Annotated in this window: 4 protein-coding genes; all 4 read right to left on the reverse strand. The window is 72.8% G+C overall.

Annotated features, from left to right (window positions below):
• Nucleotides 1-19: 19 nt before the first annotated feature.
• The 4 genes from AB0R04_RS21935 to AB0R04_RS21950 all read right to left on the reverse strand — a co-directional run bounded on the left by AB0R04_RS21935 (nucleotide 20) and on the right by AB0R04_RS21950 (nucleotide 24,724).
• On the reverse strand, nucleotides 20-1,330 hold the full coding sequence (locus AB0R04_RS21935; RefSeq protein ID WP_363373605.1) for a S8 family serine peptidase: 1,311 nt from the start codon (nucleotides 1,328-1,330) through the stop codon (nucleotides 20-22).
• Nucleotides 1,327-4,761 carry a right-handed parallel beta-helix repeat-containing protein gene (locus AB0R04_RS21940; RefSeq protein ID WP_363373608.1) on the reverse strand — a complete coding sequence of 1,145 codons (3,435 nt, stop codon included), beginning with the start codon at nucleotides 4,759-4,761 and terminating at the stop codon, nucleotides 1,327-1,329. The genes AB0R04_RS21935 and AB0R04_RS21940 overlap by 4 nt, the downstream gene beginning before the upstream one ends.
• Before the next feature lie 64 nt (nucleotides 4,762-4,825).
• Nucleotides 4,826-6,202 (reverse strand): hypothetical protein, encoded by a 1,377-nt coding sequence (locus tag AB0R04_RS21945; RefSeq protein ID WP_363373611.1) that lies wholly within the window; start codon nucleotides 6,200-6,202, stop codon nucleotides 4,826-4,828.
• 207 nt (nucleotides 6,203-6,409) lie between these two features.
• Entirely contained in the window at nucleotides 6,410-24,724 is an 18,315-nt protein-coding gene (locus AB0R04_RS21950) for a hypothetical protein (RefSeq protein WP_363373612.1), read from the reverse strand.
• Nucleotides 24,725-24,730 lie beyond the last annotated feature (6 nt).

The following is a 24,730-nucleotide window of genomic DNA, read 5'->3' on the forward strand; positions in this document are numbered from 1 at the left end:
GAGGGCTCCCGGCGGCCCGTCAGACCGACCAGCGGCCAGGGCGCCAGGACCGGCGGCGGCCCGTCGCGCAGACCACGGCGGTGCCGACGACCAGGGTGACGCCGGCGATGATCCCGCCGGCGATCAGGGTGGCCTGCCGGGCGGCGGGGTCGGGGGGCGGGGACTGGACCAGGGACACCGCCAGGGCGGGCCCGGGGGTGGACGGGGGCCCGTCCTGGAGGGGGGCGCTGAGGGCGGCCAGGGGGTCGACGGTCCCGTACCCGAGGTGCGGGTCGGGCAGGGCGGTGCCGGGGTGGTAGGCGGTGGCCCGGAGCCGCTCGGCGAGCCGGGCCGGGGTGAGGTCGGGCCGGTAGCCGAGGGCGAGTGCGGCGGTGCCGGCCGCCAGGGCGGTGGCGAAGCTGGGCCCGGCGGCGGTGAAGTAGCCCTTGCCGCCGGGCCCGACGCTCAGCACGGCGTCACCCGGGGCGACCAGGTCGACCCGGACCGCGTCCGCCGCACCGCTGGGCGGGGCGCCGTTGGGCGCCAGGTCGGAGACCGCCAGGACGCCCGGGAGGGCGGCCGGGAAGGCCGCGATGGGGGGCGAGTTCGGCGAGGACTGGGAACCGCCGCCGCCGTCGGGGGCGGCCGGAGCGATCACCAGGGCGCCCTTGCCGCCGGCGTAGCGGACGGCGTCGCCGAGTTCGGCCTCGCCCGTCGACAGCGCCAGACCGACGGCGATGATCCGGGCGCCGCCGTCGGCCGCGTCCCGGATGCCCTTGGCCAGCAGGGCCGGGGTGGTGTTGCCCACGTCGTCGGTGACGGCCACGCCGAGGATCCGCGCCTCGGGGGCGAGACCGGCGAAGCCGATCCCGTCCTGGCGCCGGGCGGCGATCAGCCCGGCGAGGAAGGTGCCGTGGCCGACGCAGTCGCGGGTGGAGTCGCCGGTGCCGTACTCACGCGGCCCCGGCGTGAGGCGGCCCTCCAGGACCCCGGACGCCGGGTCGACCCCGGAGCCGACCACGGCGACGGTCACGCCGGCGCCGCGGCTGAGCTGCCAGGCGGCCTCGGGCCGCAGGTAGGTCTGCGCCCACGGGGTCCGGTCGGTGCCCTTGTCGGAGGGTTTGACGCAGCCGTCCGGCCGTCCGGCACCCCGGTTCTGGCCGATGACGGGCAGCGCGGCCGGATCGGCCGCGCCTGAGGTGGCGGCCGCGCCCGAGGTGGCGGCCGGCGTCGGGGCGGAGGTCGCGGCGGGCCTCGGGGCGGCCCAGGCGGGGGCGGCCGGGACCAGCAGGGCGCCGCAGCAGAGCGCGGCCGCGGCGGCCCGGGCCGGGCGGCCCGGTGCGCCGGTCACACCGCGCTCCCCTGCGGCAGCCCGGGGATGTCCTGGGGCAGCAGCAGGCTGAGTTCGGACAGGTCGCCGACGTCGAGCCGGGCGAGCCGCCCCGCCTGGCGGGTGACCATCGCCTCCAGGGTCTGCCGGGCGAAGCGGCCGTTGCCGAAGTTGCGGTCCCGGGGGACGGCCTCGCACAGCTCTCCGAGGAGGGCCAGGGTCTCCGGTGCGCAGACGTAGCCGGCCTCCTCCGCCTGGCGGCGCACGATGGTGACGAGTTCGTCCGCGCTGTAGTGGTCGAAGGCGATCTGCTGGGGGAACCGGGAGGCCAGACCGGGGTTGGAGCTCAGGAAGCCCTGCATCTCCTCCTGGTAGCCGGCCACGATCACCACGACCTCGTCGCGGTGGTCCTCCATCAGTTTCATCAGGGTGTCCACCGCCTCCTGGCCGAAGTCGCCGCTCGCGGCGCCGCCGCGCGGGGTGAGGGTGTAGGCCTCGTCGATGAACAGCACGCCGCCCCGGGCGCGTTCGAAGGCGTCCCGGGTGAGCTGGGCGGTGTGCCCGATGTAGCGGCCGACCAGGTCGGCCCGGGCGGTCTCGACCAGCTGGCCGCGCGGCAGCACGCCGAGTTCGGCGAGCAGCGCCCCGTAGAGCCGGGCGATGGTGGTCTTGCCGGTGCCGGGCGGGCCGGCGAAGACCAGGTGGTGGCTGATCCGGGCGGTGGGCAGGCCGGCCTCCTCCCGGCGGCGGGCCTGGGTGATCAGGTTGACCAGGTTCTCGACCTGCTCCTTGGCGGCGGTGAGGCCGACCATGGCGCGCAGCTGGTCGAGCAGGTCGCTGCCGCCTTCGGCGCCCGGTCCGCCGGCCGCGGCCGCGCGGGCCGCGTCGGAGTGCTCCTCGCCGAGGTCCTCGGGCAGCAGTCGGGCGAGGTCCGCGTCGGTGATGTCGGCCAGCTCGGCCAGTCGGGAGGCCTGACGGTCCACCATCTCCTCGAACACCTTGCGGGCGGCGCGGCCGTTGCCGAAGTCGGCGCCCTTGGGCATCCGCGTGAAGTGCGTGCCGAGCACCTCCCGGGTGGCGTCGGCGAGTTCGTAGCCGTGCCCGACCGCGGCCCGCTCGACGATGGTGACCAGTTCCTCCGCCGAGTAGTTGCGGAAGTCCACGGTGCGGCTGAACCGGGAGGCGAGGCCGGGGTTGGAGCCGAGGAAGGAGCGCATCTCGTCCGAGTACCCGGCGACGATCACCACCACGTCGTCGCGGTGGTCCTCCATCAGCTTGACCAGGGTGTCGATGGCCTCGCGGCCGAAGTCCGGCCCGGTGCCGCCGCCGGATCCGGCGGACAGCGTGTACGCCTCGTCGATGAACAGCACGCCGCCGAGCGCCGACTGGAACACCTCGGTGGTCTTGATCGCCGTGCCGCCGACGATGGACGCCACCAGGTCGGCCCGGGCGACCTCGGTGAGGTGGCCGCTGCGCAGCACGCCGAGTTCGGCGAGGATCGCCCCGTAGAGGCGGGCGACGGTGGTCTTGCCGGTGCCGGGCGGGCCCGCGAAGATCAGGTGCCGGCCCATCGGCAGGGCCGGCATCCCGGCCCGTTCGCGGCGCCGGGCCAGCTTGTTGAGGTTGACCAGGGTGGCGACCTGCTCCTTGACCCCCTCCAGGCCGACCAGCGCCTGGAGGGCCGCCTGCGGACCCTCGGGCTCGGGCGGCGGCAGGTCGTCGGCCGGGCGCTCGGCCTCGGCCTCGGCGCCGTCGGCCTCGGGCGCTCCGGCCGGGCGGGCGGCGGGAAGGTCGTCGGCGCCGGCGGTCGCGGTGCCGTGGCTGTCGGCCCGCCCGTTGTCCCGGCTGGTCAGGTTCTCCACCGAGAGCCGCTCGCTGGGCCTGGTCTGGCACAGGCCCGAGCCGCGGTTGCCGGTGACGGTGCAGCCGGTGATCCGGATCGGTTCCTCGGACTCGGCGCGCAGCCCGTCCCGGGTGTTGCCCACCAGCTCGCAGCCGGTCAGGGCGGCCCGGCTGCCGGCGGCCAGCAGCACGCCGTGCCGGCGGTTGCCGTGCACCCGGGAACGGGCCATGGTCAGCTCGCCGCCGTCCTCGACCACGATCCCGTCGCCGGTGCACTCGGCCACGTCGCAGTCGCGGAGCGAGGCGACGCCGCCCGGACCGACCTCGATCCCCGGGGTCCCTGCCGTCTTGGCCGTCCCCGGCGCGCCGGTCGCGGCGGCACCGCGGACCGTGGTGCCACCGACCTGGGTGTTACCGCCGTCGGCCACCAGCAGCGCGGCCCGGCCGGTCGCACCCAGCACGCAGGACTCCAGCCGCCCGCGGCCCTCCCGCAGCACCTCGACGCCGTGGCCGCGCACGTCGGCGATGTCCAGTCGGCGCAGCAGCGGGTTGGCACCGTCCCGCACGCTCACCCCGGCGCCTCCCGCGCCGCGCACCTCCAGCCGGTCGAACTCGGCGGCGCTCTCGCCGACCAGTTCCACCGCCGCCTCGCCGCTGTCGCCGACCGCCGTCCGGGTCAGCGACGGGCTGGAGGACTCGTCCACCACGATCCCGGCCGCCTCCGCGCCGGCCACCTCGCACTCCTCGAAGGTGCCCCGGGAGCGGCCGGTGACGTGGATGCCGTGGCCCTTGGTGCGCATCGTGCGGCAGCGCCGCACCACCGGGTCGGTGCCGCCGGTGAGGACCAGGCCGTGGCCCCGGGTGGCGCTGACCGTGCAGTCCTCCAGCAGGACCTGGGCGGTCGAACTCAGGTAGATGCCGATCGAGGCGTCCCGGACGGTGGTGCGCAGCACCCTGGTCGTGCTGTTCTCCTCCAGCGCGATGCCGGGCTTGTCGGTGGCGGAGATCTCGCAGTCCTCGATCGAGCCGCGGCCCTCGCCGTTGGCGCACACCCCGTTGCCCCGGGCGTCGCGCAGCACGCAGCCCCGGATCACGGGGTTGGCCCGCTCGCCGATCACCACGGCGGAGCTGCCGAGGTGCTCGACCACGCAGTCCTCGATCACGCTGGAGCCGGTGGAGGTCTCCACGATGCCGGCCCCGGCCGGGTTGACGACCCGGCAGCCGCGCATCGCCAGGGCGCCCTGCTGACGGGTGAGCACGGCCGTCCAGGAGTTGCCCGCCACCTCGCAGTCCTCCAGGGCGGCCTGGCCGCGCGGGACGTCGACGGTGGGCAGTTCCTCGTCCTGGCCCTGGAGCACCAGCCCGGTCAGCTGGACGGCCTCGGCCACCACCTGCACCACCGCGCCCCGCCGCGGCGAGATCCGGACGCTGCCCCGGGCCTCCTCGGCGGTGATGGTCACCATCTTGGTGATCACCAGGTTCTCCTCGTAGCGGCCCGGGCGGACGCTGATCACCGTGCCGCTGCGGGCCGCCTCCAGCGCGGCGCCGATCGTGCGGTAGCCACCGCCGTCGCGCTGCTCCGCACTGACCGTCAGCACATGGCGGGTCATGGTGCGTTCTCCTCCGTCGTTCTTGGCTGTCGTGCCGGTGCTGCCGTACGTCGGTGCAGCGGGGTCACCCGGTGCAGTTGGCCCGGATCGCGGACGCGGCGTGGTGGGCGTAGGTCTGCTTGTCGCTGCCCTGCCAGTCCTGGCCGCGGTCGTGCAGCGTCACGGCGAGCTTGCCGCCGTTGAGCTGGAAGGGGCCGACCGTGACCCACTGGCCCCGGTTGCCGACCTGGTTGACGTTGAACGAGCCCGACCCCGAACCGCTCTGCACCGTGTAGAGGGACGACGTTCCGCCGACCGCCTTGACGTCCCCGCTGTTCGGCACGTACACCGCCAGCTTGCAGGTGCCGGTGGTGACCGACCCCGTGGAGAACGTCCAGACCACCGAGTTGTCGTGGTCCTTGTTGGCGTCACCCGACATCGGCATCGAGTAGTAGCCGCCGTTGCAGCCGTCCCCCGAGTAGCCGCCGGAGTTGTTCCGCCAGCCCTCCTGGCCCTTGTCGAACCAGCCGCGCGCCTGGGCGCCCCCACCGCTGCACCCCGGGCCCGCCACCGCGGCGAAGCTCGGCGCCGGCGGCGGGGCCGGCTGCGCGGGCTTGGCCGGGGGCTGGGCGGGCGCGGGCGGCGCCGGCTGCTGGGCGGCGGCGGGCGGCGGCGGGGGCTGATTCTGCGTCTGGGGCTGGGTCTGCGGGGCTCCGCCTCCGCCTCCCGCCGCGGTGCCACCGCCACCGCCACCGCCACCACCGCCCTGGTTGGCCGGCGCACCACCGCCCGTGTTCTTGCCCGCGTCCGGCTTCCCGCTGGTCGACGGCGCACCGCCGCCCGCCGGGACCCGACCCGCGAACGGTACGGCCTGGCCGCCGCCCTGGTCCGGCACGGCACCGCCGGCCGCGGCGGCCGCCCCACCGGCCGCCGCCGCGCCGGCGTCACCGGGCGGCGGGCCCTCGACCGGCTGAGCGACCTGCACGGGCTGCTCGCCCACCGGGTTCCCCGGCGCGTCGGCACCCGGGACGAACCCGTTGCCGCCGTCCTGCTGCGTGTACCCGGCCGGCGGCGGACCGTCCGCACCGGACGGACCGGGGTCGTCCCCGCCGAACTTCGCGATACCCAGCGGCACCCCGACCAGTACCAGGCCCGCGATCACGGCCGCGGCCACCATCGGCCGCGAGATCCGGCGCGGCCCGACGCCCTCCTCCTCGGCCGGGGACGGGCCCGGGACGGCGGTCACACCGGCGGGCGCCTCGGCGGCCGCGGCAGCGGCGCCCGCGGCAGGCTTCGCGGCCTCGACGGCGGGCACGGCGCCGGCGGCAGCCACCGCCGCGGGCTCGGCCTCGGCGGGCTCCACCTTCGCGGACGCAGCGCTCGCGGACGCGGCGCTCGCGGACGCGGCGCTCGCGGACGATGCCGGGCGGGCCTCCAACTCCTCGGGCACGACCCATGCCACGGCGGGTAGCTGGATCCCGCCGCCCTCCGTCCCTTCCGTCCGACTCCCCCGGCCGCTCCGGTCCTTGCCCACCCTGGCCCCCTGGCCCTCGATGACGATGCTCGGCAGGGACGGCCGCCGGTCGGCCCCGGTCGAGGCGGCCGAACGGCACGTCCACCCGTCTTGACGGACGCGAGGTGCCCGGAGGTTCAGCTGCGGACGAACTCGTCAGCCGTTCGGCTTCCGGTCCTTGCTCTGGCCACGGCCTTTTCGGGGGCCTCCCCGGCCCCGGCCGTGCCCGGACCCCTGGTTGCTCCCGCCGGCCGGGGTCGACCCGGATCCGCCGGTGGGCTGCGGGGGCGTGGTCGTTTGCGGGGCAGTGCTCGACTGCGGGGCGGCGGAGGTTTGCGGAGTGGTGATGGTCTGCGGAGTGGTGGTGGACTGCCCGGAGGCCGTCCCCTTGGTGTCCTTCGGGGCCGAGCTCGACGACTCGTCGGCGTCCTCGAATTCGGAACCCGTATCGGTGTCGGCGGCGGGGTCTGAGTCGGAGATGTACGGCTCGTCATGACTGCCCATTCCGGGCGAGAAGCCCTGGGGGGCGACGATCACACCGTCGACGAAGTCGAGCTTCGCCGTGCCGCCCTTGATGGGCACGTCGGTCCCGGTGATCTTCGCCGTCAGGTCGGCCATCGCCTCCTTGTGCTGCGTGATGCAGTCCGGTGCCGCCCAGCCGCCGAAGATCTTTCCGTGGGTACCACCCGTCACCACGACGAAGCCGAGGTCCTTCGCGATGTGCTTGTTGAAGATGGCATGGCCCCAGTGGCACGCCATGCAGTCGCGCTTCCTGCCACCGATCGGCCACGGCGTGAGCCCCAGCTGGTCGGCCCTTCCCTTGCCCTTCTCCTCGGCCGTCGGCCCACTCCCGCGGCTGGGCGCGTCGCCGTCCGAGTCCTCGCTGTCAGAGTCCTCGCCGTCCGTCTTCTCGTCGTCCGTCTTCTCGGCGTCCTTCGCCTCGCCGTCCTTCGCCTCGCCGTCCTTCTTCTGCCCCTCCTCCGTCGCGTCGTCCTTCGCCTCGGCTTCCGGCGTCCCCTCGCTCGCCGCCTTCGCCTTCTCGGCCTCCTCCGTCTCCTTCTTCTTGGCCTCTTCCGCCGCCTTCGCCTCTTCCGCCGCCTTCGCCGCCTTCGCGGCCTCGAACTTCGCCCGCATCCGCGTCTCGACCTCGTTCAGGAGGTCCATCTCACCGTGGAGGCATCCCGTGCCCTTGTCCCTCTCGTTGGGGTGCCACACGATCTTGTTCGGGTCCTTCAGCGCCTCGCGGACCGCATCGAATCCTCCGCCGTGGTCGTCGAAGCCCAGGAAGTCCTTGTCCCGGTACTTCCCGTCCCGAATCTCGCGGAGCTTCCCCAGGTCGTGGTTCCTGCCGTCCTGGCCCTCCGGCGTGTCGAGGCTCCTCAGACGGTTGGTCGCATCCGTCCTCTTGTGCTCGTTCATTCCGGAGTTACCCGCGACATGGACCGCGCCGTCAATGACGGTCAGGGCGAGGTGCGGCGTGCCGATGACCTTGAAATTCTCGCCACTGCCGTACCGGTCGACGTCCATCATGACTCGCGCCATCCGGTCCAGGGAGCGGCCGAAGGCTCCGCGCAGCGAGTCGGTCTCCTGTCCCAGGGGTGCGTCAAGGCTGGGCGCGCGCAGGTCGAGAGGCTGCTCGGAGCCGGCTTCGCCGGGCGTTCCCTTGACGATGTAGAGCTGCCCGTCCCTTTCGACCACGCGCGCGATCTGGCTGCCCGGCTGCGAGGTCGAGCGGGGCCCCCTGTTCCCTCCCGTCGCCACGGTTCCACGCCCACGACCAGCCCCGGGCACCGCAGCAGCATCAGTGTTGGCCCCACGACCACGCCCACGACCGGCCCCGGGCACCGCAGCAGCATCGGCGCTAGCCGCACGAGCACGCCCACGACCAGCCCCGGGCGGCACCACAGCAGCATCAGTGTTGGCCCCACGACCACGCCCACGACCAGCCCCGGGCGGCACCGCAGCAGCATCAGTGTTGGCCCCACGACCACGCCCAGCCTGGGTTCCGCCGCCGGAGCCGTTCCCGCCCCCCGCTCCGTTGTTCGGCCCCCGCGACTTCGGCGGGGCCGCAGCAGCCGAACTGCTGCCGGCTCCGGCGGGGTTGAGGATCTGCTGGATCAGGTCGGCCGCGGACGGCGGCTGCGGCGGTGCGGGCGGCTCAAGGTCCTCGACGTCCCCCTCGCCGTCGACGGCGTGCAGGAACTCGCGGAAACCCTCCAGCATCCCGTTGTCCGCGCGGGTCGCGTGGACCGGGTTGACCGGGCCGGCCTGGGCGGTGTCCGGCTCCTCTCCGAAGAGCCGCTCCAGGATCGGCAGCAGTTCGGGCTGGTGCTCGCGCACCCACCCGGCACCGTTGTTGCGGGGCAGACGGGTGTCCGGGTCGTTGCCGCGGTTGGTCCCGAGGTACACGTTGGCCAGCTGGGCGAAGAACTCCCGCTCGTCCGAGGACGAGTAGTTGCCGACCAGGTTGCCCTTCTCGTCGTACACCGATCCGTCGGGCCAGGCCGCGGTCGACCTGGTGTCGAACAGTTGGCTCAGGGTGTCGGCCATGTGGCTGCCCAGGAACACGTCCCGTACGAGTTCGCGCTCCTCGTCGGTCAGACTGAACTCGTGCAGGGCGTGGGCGAGTTCGTGGGTGGTGGAGGAGTAGCCGTCCGCGAAGCCCGACACCTCGCCGGTGTCGGTGTCGGTGTCGGTGTCCTCACCGATGCTGGTCTCCTCGCCGAGCAGGTTCTCCTCGGTCACCGCGATGCGCTCGCGCTCGGCCGCGCCACGGACGGTCTCCCAACGGCGGCCGCCCTCGCCGACGGTGGTGCCGGCCAGGTGGTGGAAGCCCTCGACCTCGGTCATCGCGACGTCGCGCGGCACGACCACCACGCGTACCTCCCGCAGCAGCAGGCCGGCGGCGACCTCCGGGTTCTGGAGGACCAGCTCCAGCTCGGCGTGCGCCTTCTGCCGCGCCGATACCGGCCGGTGAACCCGGTGGTCGACATCCACCAGCAAGCGGGCGGCCACCGTCGCGAACTCCGCCGAGGACAGCCCGTCCCGCAGAGGCCCGACGAAGTCGGTGTCCGCCGCGAGGGAGCGACGGGTCTCGGGCGAGAGGGAGTCCAGGGTCAGGAGGCGGTCGTGCGGACTCAGCTCCAGGATGTCGGACGCCCTCGGCGGCCCGGCGGGCGGAGGCGGCGGAGGCGGCGTGGGCAGCGTGGGCGCAACCGGCTCCACGTGCTCAGGCGCAGGCACCGGCACCGGCACCGGAGCAGGCTCCTGCTCCTGCTCCACGTGCGGCAGAAGCGGCGGCACTACCGGCTCCACATGCTCAGGCGCAGGCACCGGCAGGGGCACCGGTGCAGGCACCTGCTCCTGCTCGTGCTCCACACGCGGCGGAAGCGGCGGAGGCGGCGGAGGCAACGTGGGCACAACCGGCTCCACGTGCTCAGCCGCAGGCACCTGCTCCACGCGCGGCGGAGCGGTATCGGGTAGTGGTACGGGTTGCACGCTCCAAGGGCCGGGGCCGAAATCGGCGCCGCCGGTGTAGAGGTCCGTCGCGCCGATCTCGATGACCCGGTTGACCTCGGCCTCGTCGTCCGTGGGGCTGACGCCGAAGCTCAGCAGCACCGGTACGCCGTTCTCGTCCGTCCGGCCGGTGGCGACGGCCACGTGGTTGCCCTGGCCGTAGACCACGATGTCGCCCTCGCGGGGCAGCGGGGTGTCGTGGGCGGTCGAGTCGTAGCTGGTCCTGGTGTGCGGGAGCAGGCGGGAGATCAGGTTCTTCGTCCACTGCGGTCCGTCCAGACCGCTCGCGTACGTGTCGTGGATCCACTCCCAGGAGACCAGTCCCTGGGAGTGCGCGGTGAGCAGGACGGACTCCCAGCAGTTGAGCGTGCTGCCGGCCGCGAGCGGCGGCGGCTGGTCCGCCGGGCCGTCCAGTGCCCAGGTGGCGAAGTCCGTCTTCTCCAGGTCGAGCGCACCCGAGGCGCGCCATTCCAGGACGACCCCACGCCGGGCCAGGTCGCGCATGGCGTCCGCGACTTGGCGGCCGCCGTCCGGAACGGGCAGGTCGAACCGGCCGCCGAGGTGGTCGGCGCGCAGCGCGAGCAGGCCGTCGAGGAAGGCCTGCGGCGGCGGGCCCACGGCGGCTCCGGAGGCGTGGGCTCCGGCGAGGGCGGCGAGCGCGGCGTCGTCGAGCAGCCCGAGCTCGTGCAGTCGGCGACCCGCCGCCAGCACGTCGTCCGGACGGTTCACCGCGCCGGGGCCGATGCTGTCGGTGAGTTCCAGCCCGAGCGTGCGGGCCTGCTCGGGCGACAGCACCGAGCCCAGGTGCCCGGTCACCGCCCGTACCAGCGGCTCGACGGCCGCCTCGGGTACCGGGCTCTTCAGCGGCGGCGCGTTGCGCAGCCTGACCCGGCGCTCCTCGATCTTTCGGAGCAGCGGCTCGGCCTGCTGCCGTACGGCCTCGGCGTCCACCGGCTCCAGGGCGCCCAGTTCCTCCAGCCGGCGGGTCAACTGCAGGACGTCCGACGGGGCGTTGTTGTGCCGGCCCTCGGCGCCGACGAAGGCTCCCGAAGCCATCCGCAAGCCCGTCCGGTTTCCGGGCACACCCCGATTGGCCTGCGCCAGCAGGAACTGGGGCGGCTGCGGGGCGAGTTGTTCCTGCTCGTGCTGCGGCTCGGTGTCGGTGTCCTTCGGCGGTTCCGGGGCCTCGTGCTGCTTGGGCTGCTCCTGTTCCCGGTTCTCCTGCTCGGGCTGCTCCTCGGCCTTGTCGTTCTGCTCGTGTTGCTCCTCGGCCTTGTCGTTCTGCTCGGGCTGCTCCTCGGCCTTGTCGTTCTGCTCGGGCTGCTCCTCGGACTGCTCCTCGGCCCGGTTCTCCTGGTGGATCTCCGGCTCGGACTCCTTGGGCTGTTCCTTGGGCTCTTCCGCGTCCTGTTCCCTGGGCTCTTCCTTGTCCTGCCCGGTGGGCTTCGGGGCAGGCGGCTTCAGCTGTCCGGAGGCGCCACCGAGCAGTTCGGCGACCTGCCCCGCGATGTCGTTCGACGCCGGGGCGGCAGGCTTCGGCTCCTCGGGCTTCGGCTCCGCAGGCTTGGGCTCCGCAGGCTTGGGCTCCGCAGGCTTCGGTACCTCCTCCGTGTCCGGCGGAAGGTCGTACGGGTCGGACGGCCGTCGGCCCGTGCGCCAGTTCTCCTTGGTGAAGTAGGTGTCGTCCGGCCCGGTGTACTCCCGCGTGATCGACTTCTTCGGGATGCCCACCACGACCGGGACGTCACCGGTCACCGTCCGCGGCCGCCACGACCAGGGGCCGGAGCGGTGCCCGAAGGAGATCGTGAACTTCACGTGTCCCTGGAAGCGCACCAGCGGCTCGGGGAACTTGGAGTTGGCCACGGCCCGTTCGGCGAGGGTGCGTTCACCGCCGGTGCGGCGGCCCGCACCGCCGCCGAAGGTGATCCCGGCCATGATCTTGCCCTTGACCTTGGAGAACTCCACGCCGAGCTGGCCCATCAGCTGGGTCATCCGGGAGGACAGCGCCCGCTCGGTGAAGCGGGTCGCCAGTTCGGCGGACTGGGCGATCTCCGACTTCTTCTCCTCACGCCCCTGGCCGAGGCCGACCAGTTCGGCCTTGACCGTGACGCTGACCGTGTCGAGGACGCCCAGCCGGAGGGTCTTGACCCGCTCCCCTCCCGCCGTCAGGTCCGGGAGGGCGTCGATCAGGGGGCCCCGGTCGAACATCCGCCTGAGCTTGCGCATGGCGGCCGAGTTCTCGTTCAGCCGGAACTCGTTCCGGCCCAGGGTGGTGAGCAGGTTGCGCAGCGAGCCGACGTCGGGCAGGTCGACGACCAGGTCCTCGGAGCGGAGGCCCTCCCAGACCTCCCTGGGCGGCACGGGGTGGGTGATCTCGTTGGTTCCACGCTTCGGCTTGACCGTCTCCCGACCGGGGCGCGGGGCCTGGTAGGAGGCCTGCTCCCGGGTGGTGACCGGCTGCGTGTCGGAGGTCTCCAGCAGGACCTCGAAACCCACCTCGACGGCGACGGTGGCCTGCCGGCGACCCCGCCTCCGCGTCGTCGGCGCGGCGGGCGTGCTCGGGCCGCCGGCGCCGTGCGGGGTGGCCGGGGCGGCGTTCTCCGCGTTGCCGTCCTTGGGAGCCTCCTCCTTCAGGGGCTCCTTTCCAGCCTCCTTCGCGGCCTCCTTCGCGGCCTCCTGGTCCCGCCAGGAGCGGGCCGACTCCTGGATCCGCCGGCCCTGCCGATCGAGTTCGTCTCCGAACGGCTTGGGCAGGGGCGCACCTTGAGGCAGCTTCTCGGTCTCGCGACGGAGCGCCTCCTGGCGAAGGCGCTCGGTCCGTGCCTCCTCGGGGAGCGTGCCGCGGACGGGCCGCGCCGACCCCTTGCGGCGCATCTCGACCTGGATCATCGCGGCGCCCTCGAAGACGCTGCCGGCGACCTTGGTCTTGGTCGCCACGCCGGTCCGGCCGACGCCGTCGTGCTCCGCGGTCCGCTCCTGGCCCCGGACGTGGCTCAGAGTGCCGCCGGCCACGACGGCGACGGGCACCGCCCCGAGCGGGTCGGTGGTGCCCACCACCCGCGCGGTGAAGGTCTCGTCGGTGCCCCGGTTCTGGCCGGCCGTCCCGTCGGGGCCGCCGTGGGCGACGCCGCTGCTGCCGCCGGTCGCGAACTCGGTCTCGACCGTGTCGGCGGTGTGCCGCATCTCCCGGACCCCGGCCCAGCGGAGCACGACGGTGCCACCGGGCACCTTCACGAGGAGCTCCTGGCCGGCCATCAGCGCCCGCAGCCGGGACTGCAGCGCTCCCGGCAGCAGGGCAGGCGCCAACCTCCGCCGGACCCGCCCCCAGCTCGCGCCGTACACCTCCCGTCCGCGGCCGTCGAGCTGGTCCAGCAACGAGGTGCGGGCGACCTGGCCGGCGCCCGTCGGCTGGGCGCCGACGGGGGGCTTCGGCGTCCCGTCCTCCTGGCCGGCCGCGCCGCCCTTGGGTTCCGGGGCCCAGACCCGCAGCACCACGTCGGAGCCGCTCAGCACGCCGGAGGAGACGATCCGTTCCGGCACCGAACGGAAGGTGTCGGGGGCCGGGGCGACGCCGGTCTTCGGGTCGATGGGCAGTTCACGGACCGGGAACACGAAGTCCGCCGCGGTGACGGCGGTCGTCCCGCCCGAGGCGTGGGCGAGATTCCGCCGGTCCGACCGGTCGAGCAGCGCCTTCGGCAGCGTCGACTTCGCCACGATCTCGATGTCGAAGGCCACGTCACCGGTGAACCGGGCCGCGCGCTCGACCGTCTTCTCCTTCTCGGACCGGCCGGTCACGGCGTCCCGCGTCGCGCCCACCGTCTCCTGCACGGCGGACGACTGGCCGAGCGTCACCGCGACGTACGGGAACTTCCCCTCGATCGCCGCCGCCACGCTGACTCCGCTGCGCACGTCGCGAAGCGCCCCGATGGACGACACCGTCTCACCGCCGCGCTCGAACTCGCACTTCTCGATCAGCTCCTGGTAATCCCGCATGGTCACCTTGGCCCGGGCGACCCGGACCTCGACGGTGAACCCTTGATGCGACACCGAGACGCTCAGGCTGCCTCCGGTGGTGAGGGCCGACAGCCGGGGGCGCAGCGCCGTCTCGTCGAGGCGGGGGGCGAGGGCGGCCTCGACCCAGGCCCAGTGACGGCCGAACAGCGGCTTCAGCTTGGCGCCCACGGCGTCGAGGACGGCCCGCGCGTCCTGCAGTCCGAGCACGGGGTCGGACGGTCCGAGTTCGCCGGTCCGGGACACCCGGGACGGCGGCTGCACGCTGGGCGTCCGGTCCGGCGCGAGGATCGGCTTGGGCGCCTTCGGGAGGAGCGGGATGTTCTCGACGCCCGGCGTCCCCTCGACGACCGGGGCCTCCTCCACCTGCGGGGTCTCGTCGACGGGCTGGACCTTCGGGCGGTCGAACACCAGGCGGGCCGGGGCAAGACCCTCGCCCTCCGGCGTGCGGTGCGATGCCGTCAGGGACTGCGGGACGGCCAACAGCGTCCGGACCAGGGCCCGTTGGGGCGCGGTCGAGCCGTCCCCGCCGTTCTCGACGACCTTGAGGTCGAGCTCGACGGTGGCCAGGTAGACGACCATCTTCTCGGCGAACTTCGCGTTGGCGGTACCGCTGACGGAGTCCGCCGCCCGGTCGCCGCTGCGCCACCGGGTGGTACGGCCGGCTCCGCCGGAGGCCGCCATGACGGTGTTGGGGGCCCTGAACTCGGGCCCGCCCTGGAACTGGCCGCCCGCCGCGTGGAAGGAGTTCTCCCGGACGCCGTCGGCCTCCGCCCACTCGTTCACGACGTTCAGCTCGGCGTCCTTCTCGAACTCCCGGACGTACTCCAGCTTCTGGACCTTGGCTCCGGCCAGCACCAGGGCGTCCCGCTCGCCGGTCCTGACCAGCAGCGGCGACTGGAGGTCGATGCCGTGGGTCATCCCGGTCAGCAGGGCCCCGAGCCGCTCGCTGCGGAAGGCCCCGCGCACCAACGGGCCGAGCTCGTTCCAGCCCTGAGCACCGAAGGTGCGGCGCCCCAGCGTCTCCAGGACCTCCCTGAGCGGCCCGACGGGCTCGGTGGTGCTCCCGGGAACGTGCGGGACGACATCGAGCACGACCGTGCCCGGCGGCAGTCCGGTCTTGCCCTTCGCCGGGTCGGAACCCCACAGCTCGGGCTTGGGCTCCCGCGCGGGGGAGCCGGGTTCCAGCTCCGGCCCCTGGAGCGGTCCGGGTTCGGCGTCGGGACGGAACGTGCTTTCCGTGCCGCCGGCTTGGCATTCCGCGGTGTCGAAGAGCACCCGGAAGGCCAGCCGTGTCGTCGCCCGCTCCGGGGAGACGACTCCCTCCGGATCCCAGTGCGTCAGGGCGAGTTCGGCGGTGCCGTCGAAGAGCGTGCCCTTGATCTTGGCCTTGAGGGCGGTTCCGGTCCGCTGGGAGCTCTGACCGATCATGTTCCGGTCGCTGCCGCGCTGCCCGTTCACGCCCCCCGTACCGGCGCCCCCGAGGAAGTCCTTTCCGCCGCTCGACTGCTTGGCCGAGATGGCCAGTGCCAACGCCCGGGCCCTGGCGTCGGACTCGGTGACGGCGCTGGTGACGTCGGTGCCGGTGTTGAACTCGCCCGCGTCGGTGTTGCGCAGGTACGTCAGGTCCAGCACCTTCGCCGACACCAGGATGCTGCCCCGGCCGTCGGACAGCGGGATCTCCAGCGGCTCACCGGCCGTCATCGACCTCAGCTGGGTCTGCAGGCTGGGCAGGTCCAGCTGGGCGAGGATCTCGGCCCGCACCGAACTCCAGGCGTCGCCGAACTTCTGCCGCCCGAAGGCCTCCAGCCCGGAGGGCTCGCCGGCCGCTCCGAACAGCGCCGTGTCACCCGCGGCGGCGTTCCCGCGCCCGTGCAGCGTGTCGACGTTCTTGACCACGTCCATCCCGCCCAGCGCCGCCGTCCGCAGCACCCGGGGCGGCGGGGCGTGGCGGATCTCGTCGGGCGCAGACCCGACGGAAGCAGCCTCGGCGGCCGGCGTGACGATCCGCACCGGCAACGGGACCCGCACCGACTCCGGACGCTGCTCCGCGCCGGTCCGCCCGGTGTTCACCACCGGGGTCCGGGAGAACGGCGGCAGGAGCGTCCGCACGCCCGGGACCCCGGAGAAGTCGAGGTCCAGCCGGACCGTCGCGTCCACCCACAGCACCGGCTCGACGGTCTTCCTGCGGTGGGTCATCCGGCCGGTCGCGGTGACCGTCACCGCCTTGCTCCGGTCCATCATCGCGCTCACCGGCCCGGACAACCCGGTGTTCGACGCCGGCTTGCCGCTCACCACCAGACCCCCGCCCCACCGGGACCGGCTCTCACGCAGGGTGCCCGCTCCGGCGGACGAGTCTCCGCCGTCCTCGAACTCGAACTTCTCCGTCCGATGCTTCGTGACGGGCGTCTCCAGCGTGGCGCTGATCCGCAGCGTCCCGGAGCCGCCACCGAGGTCCAGGGGCACCAGCAGATCGTCGCCCCGGGTCATCCGCGACAGGTTGGGCTCCAGCATCCCGACGTCGAGCTGCTCGGCGAGCCGCTGCCGGATCTCCTCCCGCCGGCTCGCCGAGACACCTGCGGGCAGCTGTCCGAGTACGGCCGCCACGACCTGGTCGTCCTCCCCGTCGACCAGCACCACCCGGTCGCCCGCGCTGATCCGGCCCTGCTCCGTCATCCGGCCCGGCGGGGCGGGCAGGGGCGACGCCTTGGGCGGCTCCGATGCCTTGGGCAGGTCCTCCTGCTTGGGTGGCTCCTGCTGCTGCGGCAGCTGCTGTTCCTTGGGCTGCTCCTGCTCCTTGGGCTGCTCCTGCTCCTTGGGCTGCTCCTGCTCCTTGGGAGGCTCCTGCTGCTGCGGCAGTTCCTCCTGCTGCGGCTCCTTCTGCCCCTCGTGATCCTGCTTCGGCGTAGGTGCAGGCGTAGGCGTAGGCGTCCGCTCAGGCTCCTTCAGCGGCGGCGGAGTCGGCTTGGTCTGCGACTCGGTGACCACAGGCACGTCGGCCGGACGCGGCGTGGCGGGCCGAGGGGTCGTCGGCTGCATCGCGCTGTAGTGGGTGACGCGAATGTCCTCCTCATTCGAGCGGAGGATGTGGACGATCCGCTCCGACCCCTCGTTCAACAGACGGGGCACGGAGGCCTGGTCGTACACCCTCAGCTGGATGCCGAAGGCGTGGGCGGCCACCACCGCGATCTCGTCGTAGAACGGGGTGGTCCACAGCACCCGGTTGCGCACCGCCATGTCCACGAATCGGCTGAGCGGCAGATCGGTCAGGTCGGACAGCGTCAGGTGCCGGGGGTCCCTGTCCCCCGCCTGCACCCACACCAGCTCCCTGAGTGCCGGCATCCGGTCGAGCACGCGGTCCCAGGTCGCCGTCCGCTGCGGCCCGTCCGTGCCCAACACCACGAGGAGGTGCTCCAGCACGTCTCCTCTGCTCAGTCCCAGGTTCTCCGCGCCGGCGATCGCCGCCAACTGCTCACGGTTGAAACCGTCATCGGAGAGCAGGAACCGAAGGGGACTCATCTCCAGGGCGTCGAGGTCCGTCCGCTGCCTGGTGCCTTCCTGCCCCCGGAACCACTGCGAGACGGCCGCGCGTGCGCCCCTGACGTCCAGGTGCCCGTGGCCCCAGGAGTCCAGTTGCCGGGGCGCGCTGGCCAGGATCGACGTGAACAGGCAGTTGCCGTCGCCCGGGACCCGCAGGACGTCGAAGTGCGACCCGTCGCCCACCGACCTCTGCCCCGTCACCGGCCACTCCCGCGTGGCGGGCGTCGGCGGGGCCGCCGGCGGGACGCCGCCCTGCCCGGTCTCGCCGAGTGCCCCGAGGCGCCTGTCCTTCGACTTCGCCGTGTCGTCCTTCTTCTTCTTTTTCGGGTCCACCGGCTTCGCCGGCGGGTGCGAACCCTGCTCGGTGTCCGGTTCCGTACCCGGCACGAACTTGACCCAACGGCCTCGGGTGCCGTGCTCGTCACTGAGGAGGCCGAGCGGGGCGTAGCGCTGACCGGCGGCCACGTTGACCGAGGTCGTGGCCGCCCAGACGACCCTGCCGGTGGCGTTGGCGAACTGCTGCGCCACCACCTGGCCGTTGTCCCCGCGGGCGCCCGCCTGGCAGGCGAACAGCACGATCTGGGCGTCGGGGGGCATGCGCCGGAAACTGGGCCGCCTGCGGATGACCTGGCCCAACGCGTCGCCCGAGAGGTGGACCTTCCTGGTCCCGTCCGTCTGCTTCGACAGCGTGGGCAGGAACGTCGCGAGGTGCGTGGCGTGCGTCATGACCGCGTAGATCGGGGCCGCGACGTTCCAGGGGACGAGCCCGATCGTGCTGAGGTCGGGGTTGTCCGAGGCCCCGGCGGCCGCGATGTCCTCCTGGTCGTAGAAGTCGGACGGCAGGTACTCGAAGTGCGGGCTGGTCGGGTCGAACCCGTCCCGCACCTTCTCCCAGTTCCGGGTGAGCGAGTCGTCCCGGAAGAGCCGGCCTCCCGACTGCCCGCCGAGCGGGAACAGGATGGGCTGGCTGTCGAGGTCCGTCGCGTCGATCGGGTAGGTCGAGTTCGAGTCGACCAAGCGGCCGTTGTCCTTGTGGACCTTCCTGACCTGGACGGTGTGGGAACCCTGCTCCTCCACGAGGGCCGGGTCCGGCGGAACCTCCTTGATCCAGAACCCCCGCTCCACCTTCGCGCCCGGCTTGTCCGCCAGTGCGGAGCGCAGTCTGCCCTTCACCCTGATGACACCGCCGGACATCGAGGTCGCCACGGAGTTGGTCCACACGGTCCGCCCCGTCGCCTTGGCCACCGCACGGGGGAACACCAGGTCCGCCCCCAGGCTCGCAGGGCCGACGAGCACCAGCGGGGTTTCCGGGGTGATGCGGTCGAGCGGCAGGTCGGACGCCACGCCCTCGGCGAGCTTCTCGGGGTCGAGGTCGTCGAGCTTCTTGGGCATCAGCACCAGGAGCGGTTCGGGCCCGGTGACGTCGGTCAGGCTGTAGTGCTTGCTCGTCTCCGGCGCATCGGCGCCGGGCTCGGTCCCGGGCTGCGGGACGGGTTCGGGGCCGCCGTCGGACGCCTTCTTGGGATCGTTCCAGTAGTAGACGTTGCGCGCGGTCTCCAGCAGCTCCGGCGGCGGCTCCGACCAGCTTTCTCCCCGCACCTCCAGCGCGACCACGGCTCCACCGGGCGTGGTCACCAGGCGGGTCCGGTACTCCTCTTCGCGCGGCTCCTGCCCCTGCGGCACGGGTTCGACCTGGTCGGGGGCCGCGACGGGCTCCTCGTGCGGTGCGTCCACCGGCGGCGTGTCCGCCGCCAGCCTCTCCCGCAGGGCGGCCCGGAGGGCGGCCCCGGTCAGCGCCGGGTCGACCAGCACGGCCGTGTCCACCAGCCTCCGCAGGTGCTCCGGCACCGGGCGCTGCCGGTCGGGCAGCGCGTGCAGTTCGTGGGCCATGCCGCCCAGCCAGCCGCCGGTCAGGAAGGGCACCCGCATCCGGTACTCGTCACGGGCGAGACGCTCCAGGCGCCGCAACGCCCGGACCCTTTCGAACTCGCGGGTGACCCCACCGGGGGGCGCGTCCGGGTGGAAGAGGTCGTCGTGCAGCTTGAGCAACGCCCCCGCGGCCAGCTTCTCCCGCGAGGACGGCGCGGACGCCGAGGACACCTCGCCGGGCGGTACGGTCGTCGACTCGCCCGGTTCGTCGGCGAGTTCCCTGGCGGCGTGGTCCAGCGCCTCCCGGTCGACGGTGCCACCGGCGCCGTCGATACCTCGGGTCACGACGGACGCCGGCTGAGCGGCCTTCTTCGCGGACTTGGCGGTCTTGGGGGCGAGAGCGGTGTCGTCGCCGCCGAGTCGGTTCCGGTCGGACGTCGGCTCGATGTGCTCCGCCTTGGCGCCGGGTCCGCGCTCCCCCGGTCCTCCCGCGAACCCGGGCATCAGGCCATGACGCCGCAACGACTCGACGTTGACGCCCAGTTCGGACGCCAGCCGGTGAATGGGGTCGGCGACCCCGTTGGAGCGGTGTTCGGCGAGCAGCCTCCGCGCCTCGGCCAGGGAGACATCGCCGTGCACACCGCCGCCGCCACCCGACTTGTCCCGCAGGTCGGCCAACTGCTGCTGCCACTCGGCCTCCTCTGCGGCATCCTCGGCGGCCTCCCGGCGTACCTGCCGCTCGGTCTCCCGCTGATCCTCCTCGGCCCGCAGACGCTGCCGCTCGGTCTCCCGCTGCTGCTCGCGGACCTCCTCCTCGGCGCGCAGCCGCTCCCGCTCCTTGAGGGCCTGCCGGTCGGCCTCGGCGCGGACGGCCGCGTCGGCCGCCCGCTGCTTCCGGCGCTCGGCCAGCTTCGTCTCCGCCTCCGCGGCCTCCTGTGCGCGCCGCGCGGCCTCCTGCTGGAAGGCCGGATCGTTCTTCTGCTCCTCCCGGCGCTGCTCGGCGGCGTCGCGGCGCTGGTCCCGCTGGCCGGACTCGGTGACCCGCCCGTCCCGGGTGGCGTCCTCGCCACCCAGCTTCTCCCCCTCGCCGGGGAACTTCTCCGCCGGAGCCTTCTCCTTGCCCGGATCCTTCAGGTCGCCGAGCCCGTGAATCCCGGACTTCGGAGCCGGCTGCTGCTGCTCTCCACCGTCCGATCCCTGCTTCCCCTCCTCCTTCGGCGGCACCGCCGGCGGGGGCTCCTCCTGCGGGCCCGCCCCGGTCTCGTCCGTCAGCAGGTGCCCCTCGCCGGGGAACTTCTCCGCCGGAGCCTTCTCCTTGCCCGGATCCTTCACATCACCAAGCCCGTGAACACCCGTCTTCCGGACCGGAGGCACCGTCCCAGCACCACCGCCCGAACCCTCAACCACCCCATCCTTCGGCGGCACCACCGGCGGACCATCAGCCGTCCGCCCCTGACCGGGGAACTTCTCCACCGGAGCCTTGACCTCGGGAGCCTTAACCTCCGGACCCTTCACATCACCAAGCCCGTGAACACCCGTCTTCCGGACCGGAGGCACCGTCCCAGCACCACCACCCGAACCCTCAACCACCCCATCCTTCGGCGGCACCGGCGGCGGACCATCAGCCGTCCGCCCCTGACCGGGGAACTTCTCCACCGGAGCCTTGACCTCGGGAGCCTTAACCTCCGGACCCTTCACATCACCAAGCCCGTGAACACCCGTCTTCCGGACCGGAGGCACCGTCCCAGCACCACCACCCGAACCCTCAACCACCCCATCCTTCGGCGGCACCACCGGCGGACCATCAGCCGTCCGCCCCTGACCGGGGAACTTCTCCACCGGAGCCTTGACCTCGGGAGCCTTGACCTCCGGACCCTTCACATCACCAAGCCCGTGAACACCCGTCTTCCGAGCCGGAGGCACCGTCCCAGCACCACCACCCGAACCCTCAACCACCCCATCCTTCGGCGGCACCGACGGCGGACCATCCGTCAGCAAGTGCCCCTGACCGGGGAACTTCTCCACCGGAGCCTTGACCTCGGGAGCCTTGACCTCCGGAGCCTTGCTCTCGGGCCCCGACCCGCCCGCATGGTCGGAGTCGGCGGGGGCCGGCTCCACCTGGGTCTGGCTGCCCTCGGACCGTCCTCGGTCCTGCACTCCGCTGCCGGCGGGGCCGGGCCCGCCCTCGGGCCGCCCGTCCGAGCCGGAGTCCGGCGCGGCGGCACCGGAGCCGTCGTTCTCCTTCTTGGCGTTCAGGTCGTCGATCGTGCGGAATTTGAGCTCCCGTGTCGAACGCGGCCTCTTGGCGTCGGCCAGAGCCTTGGCCTCCTCACGCTCCACGAAGGACGGATCCGCCAGCGCCTTCGCCTTGCGATCCGCCTCGCCCTGCTCACGGAGCTGCCGGAACATCTCGGCCCGCGACGCGTACGCGGGGTCGGGCAGCGGCTCCTTCTCGCCATCACCCGGCTTCTTGACCCCGTCACCGTCCACGAGGGACGGATCCGACGCCTCCCTCGCCTTACGAGCAGCCTCAGCCTGCGCACGCAGATCCCGCTGCAACTCACCCTGCGCACGCAGATCCCGGTGAATCTCACCCTGCGCCGTGTACATCGGGTCAGGCCGCGGCTCCTCCTCACCGTCACCCGACTTCTTGACCCCGTCACCGTCCACCAGGGACGGATCCGACGCCTCCCTCGCCTTACGAGCAGCCTCAGCCTGCGCACGCAGATCCCGCTGCAACTCACCCTGCGCACGCAGATCCCGGTGAATCTCACCCTGCGCCGTGTACATCGGGTCAGGCCGCGGCTCCTCCTCGCCATCACCCGACTTCTTGACCCCGTCACCGTCCACGAGGGACGGATCCGACGCCTCCCTCGCCTTACGAGCAGCCTCAGCCTGCGCACGCAGATCCCGCTGCAACTCACCCTGCGCACGCAGATCCCGGTGAATCTCACCCTGCGCCGTGTACATCGGGTCAGGCCGCGGCTCCTCCTCACCGTCACCCGACTTCTTGGGCGCCTCCTCATCCACCTTCGGCGGACCAGACGCCTCCTTCGCCTTACGCGCAGCCTCAGCAGCCGCCGCACGGTCCTTCTCGCCCTGAAGGCGTTGTTCCCGGAGGTGTTCGCGCTGGAGCTCGTACTCGGACTTGGGGGTGTCCTTGCGAGGGCCGTTCGGGTCGGGGTCCTTGCTGCCGTCCGGACCGCCCTCGGTCTTGGGAGGCCGTCCGTCGCCCTCCTTGGACGGCTTCGGGTCGGGCTTGTGGTCGGGCTTCGGATCGGGGTTCGGGTCCCGCTTGGGGTCCGTCGTGCGGTCGGGGTTGTGGTCGGGCTTGTGGTCGGGGTTCGGAGGGTCGGGCGTGTGGTCGGGCTTGGGCTCCAGCTTGGGATCGGGCTTGGGGTCCAGCTTGGGGTCCGGCTTGGGGTCCGGCTTGGGGTCCGGCTTGGGGTCCGGCTTGGGGTCCGGCTTCGGGTCCGGCTTCGGGTCCGGCTTGGGGTCCGGCTTCGGGTCCGGCTTGGGTGCAGGCCGCGGATCCGGCTTCGGGTCGCCGCCGCCCGCCGTCGCCGTGTTGCCACCCGTCTGCTTGCCCTGGTCACCCCCGGACTCGGTGGGGCGGCGGGTGGCGGGGTCCGGGGTGGTCCGGCCACCGGCGCCGGTCTGCGAGCCGGGCTTGGGGGTCTTGTCCCCGCCCGGCGTCTCCGTGCCGACCGACGGCTTCGGGCCCGTCGACTTGCCGCTCTCGGTGCCGGCCGCGTTCGACCCGCCGTCCGTCTTGGACCCGCCCTCGGTGCTGGGCCCGCCGTCGGTGCGGTGCGAACCGGACGGCGGGGTGAGCGAGGTGGTGCGGCCGCCGCCCTCGGTGCTGGTCAGGTGCGGGCCGCCCTCGGTCGGGGCGGGGAGGCGATCGCCGAGCCTGGGCACCGGGAACGGCGCGGCGTGGCCGGACAGGTTGGTGGCCACGGACAGCAGGGTGAGGGGGTGGAGCGGGTGGAAGTACTTGCTGCCGTCGTGCGGGATGTCGGCGTGCTGGAGGTCCCGGACGAAGTTGACGTACTTGGTCATCAGGGGCGAGGTGAGGCCGTGCATCAGGTGGCGCGCGCCGCCCATGAGGAAGCCGCTGAGGAAGCTCGCACCGCTGGCCGAGAACTCGTGGTTCGGTTCGAAGATCAGGTTGTAGAAGCCCTCGGTCAGGTACTGGTTGAGACCGTTCTTGACCTGTTCGCCGAGTACGTGGCCGAGCACGAACATCGTGTTCATCTTGCCGACGCGGCCGGCGAGTTCGGGAAGCTTCTCGGCCAGGAGCTTGAGTTCTCCGGTGGCGACCTTGGAGTTGCTCGCGATCTCGCGCAGGGCGGCGGCGAGGCCCGCGCGGGCTTCCCCCGACTTGGCCCACTTCTGGGCGAACTCCTTGCCGAACGCCGTTCCCAGCTCGCGGGCGAGGTCCTTGCCGAGGGCGGGGCCGAGGTGCTTCTCGAAGGACTTCGCCATGTTCTCCGCGAACTGGGCCCCGGCCTTGGCGCCGGTCTTGCCGCCGGCCGCGAAGCCCTTGGAGAGGAAGGCGGAGTTCTCCCGCAGGAGCTTTTCGAGGCTGTTGGCGAACTTGTTCGCCGCCTCGTCCCCGATCGCCCGGCCGGCGCCGGCCCCGGCCTCCTTCGCCCCGGCCTTCCCGAGCCCCTTGGCCCCGGCGTTGCCGAGTTCCTTGGCCCCGACATTGCCGAGTTCCTTGGCGCCGAGGTTCGCGAACTCCTTGGTCCCGCCCTTGGCGATCCCGGCGGCCAGGTTCTTCAGCGAGGCGCTCAGTTCCTTCGAGACGAAGAGCTTCCCGAACATCTTGCCGAAGAGCTTGCCCAGGCCCATGCCCAGCAGGTGCAGCGGGCCGGCGATGATGCCGCTGATCGCGCCGAAGATCGCGGCCTGCTTGGTCAGGTCCTTGTCCCACTCGTGCCGGTTGCCCTGCCCGAACTGGATGCCCTGGATGATCCCGTCCATCACCAGGCCGCCCACCACACCGAAGAAGGTGTGCATCAGGATCACCTGGAGGAGCTTCTTCAGCAGGTTGATGATGATCGTCTTGACGACCTGCTTGACGGGCTCGACTGCGAGGAGCGAGGTGCCGGCGGTGAACGGGGACCAGAAGATGGCCAGCGCGATCTCGATCAGCAGCTGGACGATCTGGCCGATGATCATCCACTTCGTGTACTCCACGGTGTTCGCGACCTTGCCCGCGAACTCGCTGAGCTGCTTGCAGAGTTCGGTCGCCGTGGCGATGTAGTTGGTGCCCTCCTTCCCCTGGCCGACGAACCGCCCCATGTCCTGCTCGAAGGCCTCGGCGGTCTGCCCCTCGAACTGCTGCCGGCACTTGGCCACCAGGTCCACGATGTAGGCCTCGAGCTGCGGCAGTTCCTCGGAGAGCGTCTTGTACTCGTCCCGGACGTCGCGCAGCAAACCCTCGTTGGACTCCGGCCACGGCATCCCGGTGAGGATGTGGAAGAAGGTCGCCACGCCGGGCGAGACCTGGATCGAGGAGTGGGCCATGGCGGG

Source organism: Kitasatospora sp. NPDC056731, assembly GCF_040687675.1.
GTDB lineage: Bacteria > Actinomycetota > Actinomycetes > Streptomycetales > Streptomycetaceae > Kitasatospora.

What these genes read in the sequence shown, in the direction of transcription:
- AB0R04_RS21940 (WP_363373608.1), bottom strand. Translation starts at nt 4,761, where the DNA reads ATGACCCGCCATGTGCTGACGGTCAGTGCGGAGCAGCGCGACGGCGGT.
- AB0R04_RS21950 (WP_363373612.1), bottom strand. Translation starts at nt 24,724, where the DNA reads ATGGCCCACTCCTCGATCCAGGTCTCGCCCGGCGTGGCGACCTTCTTC.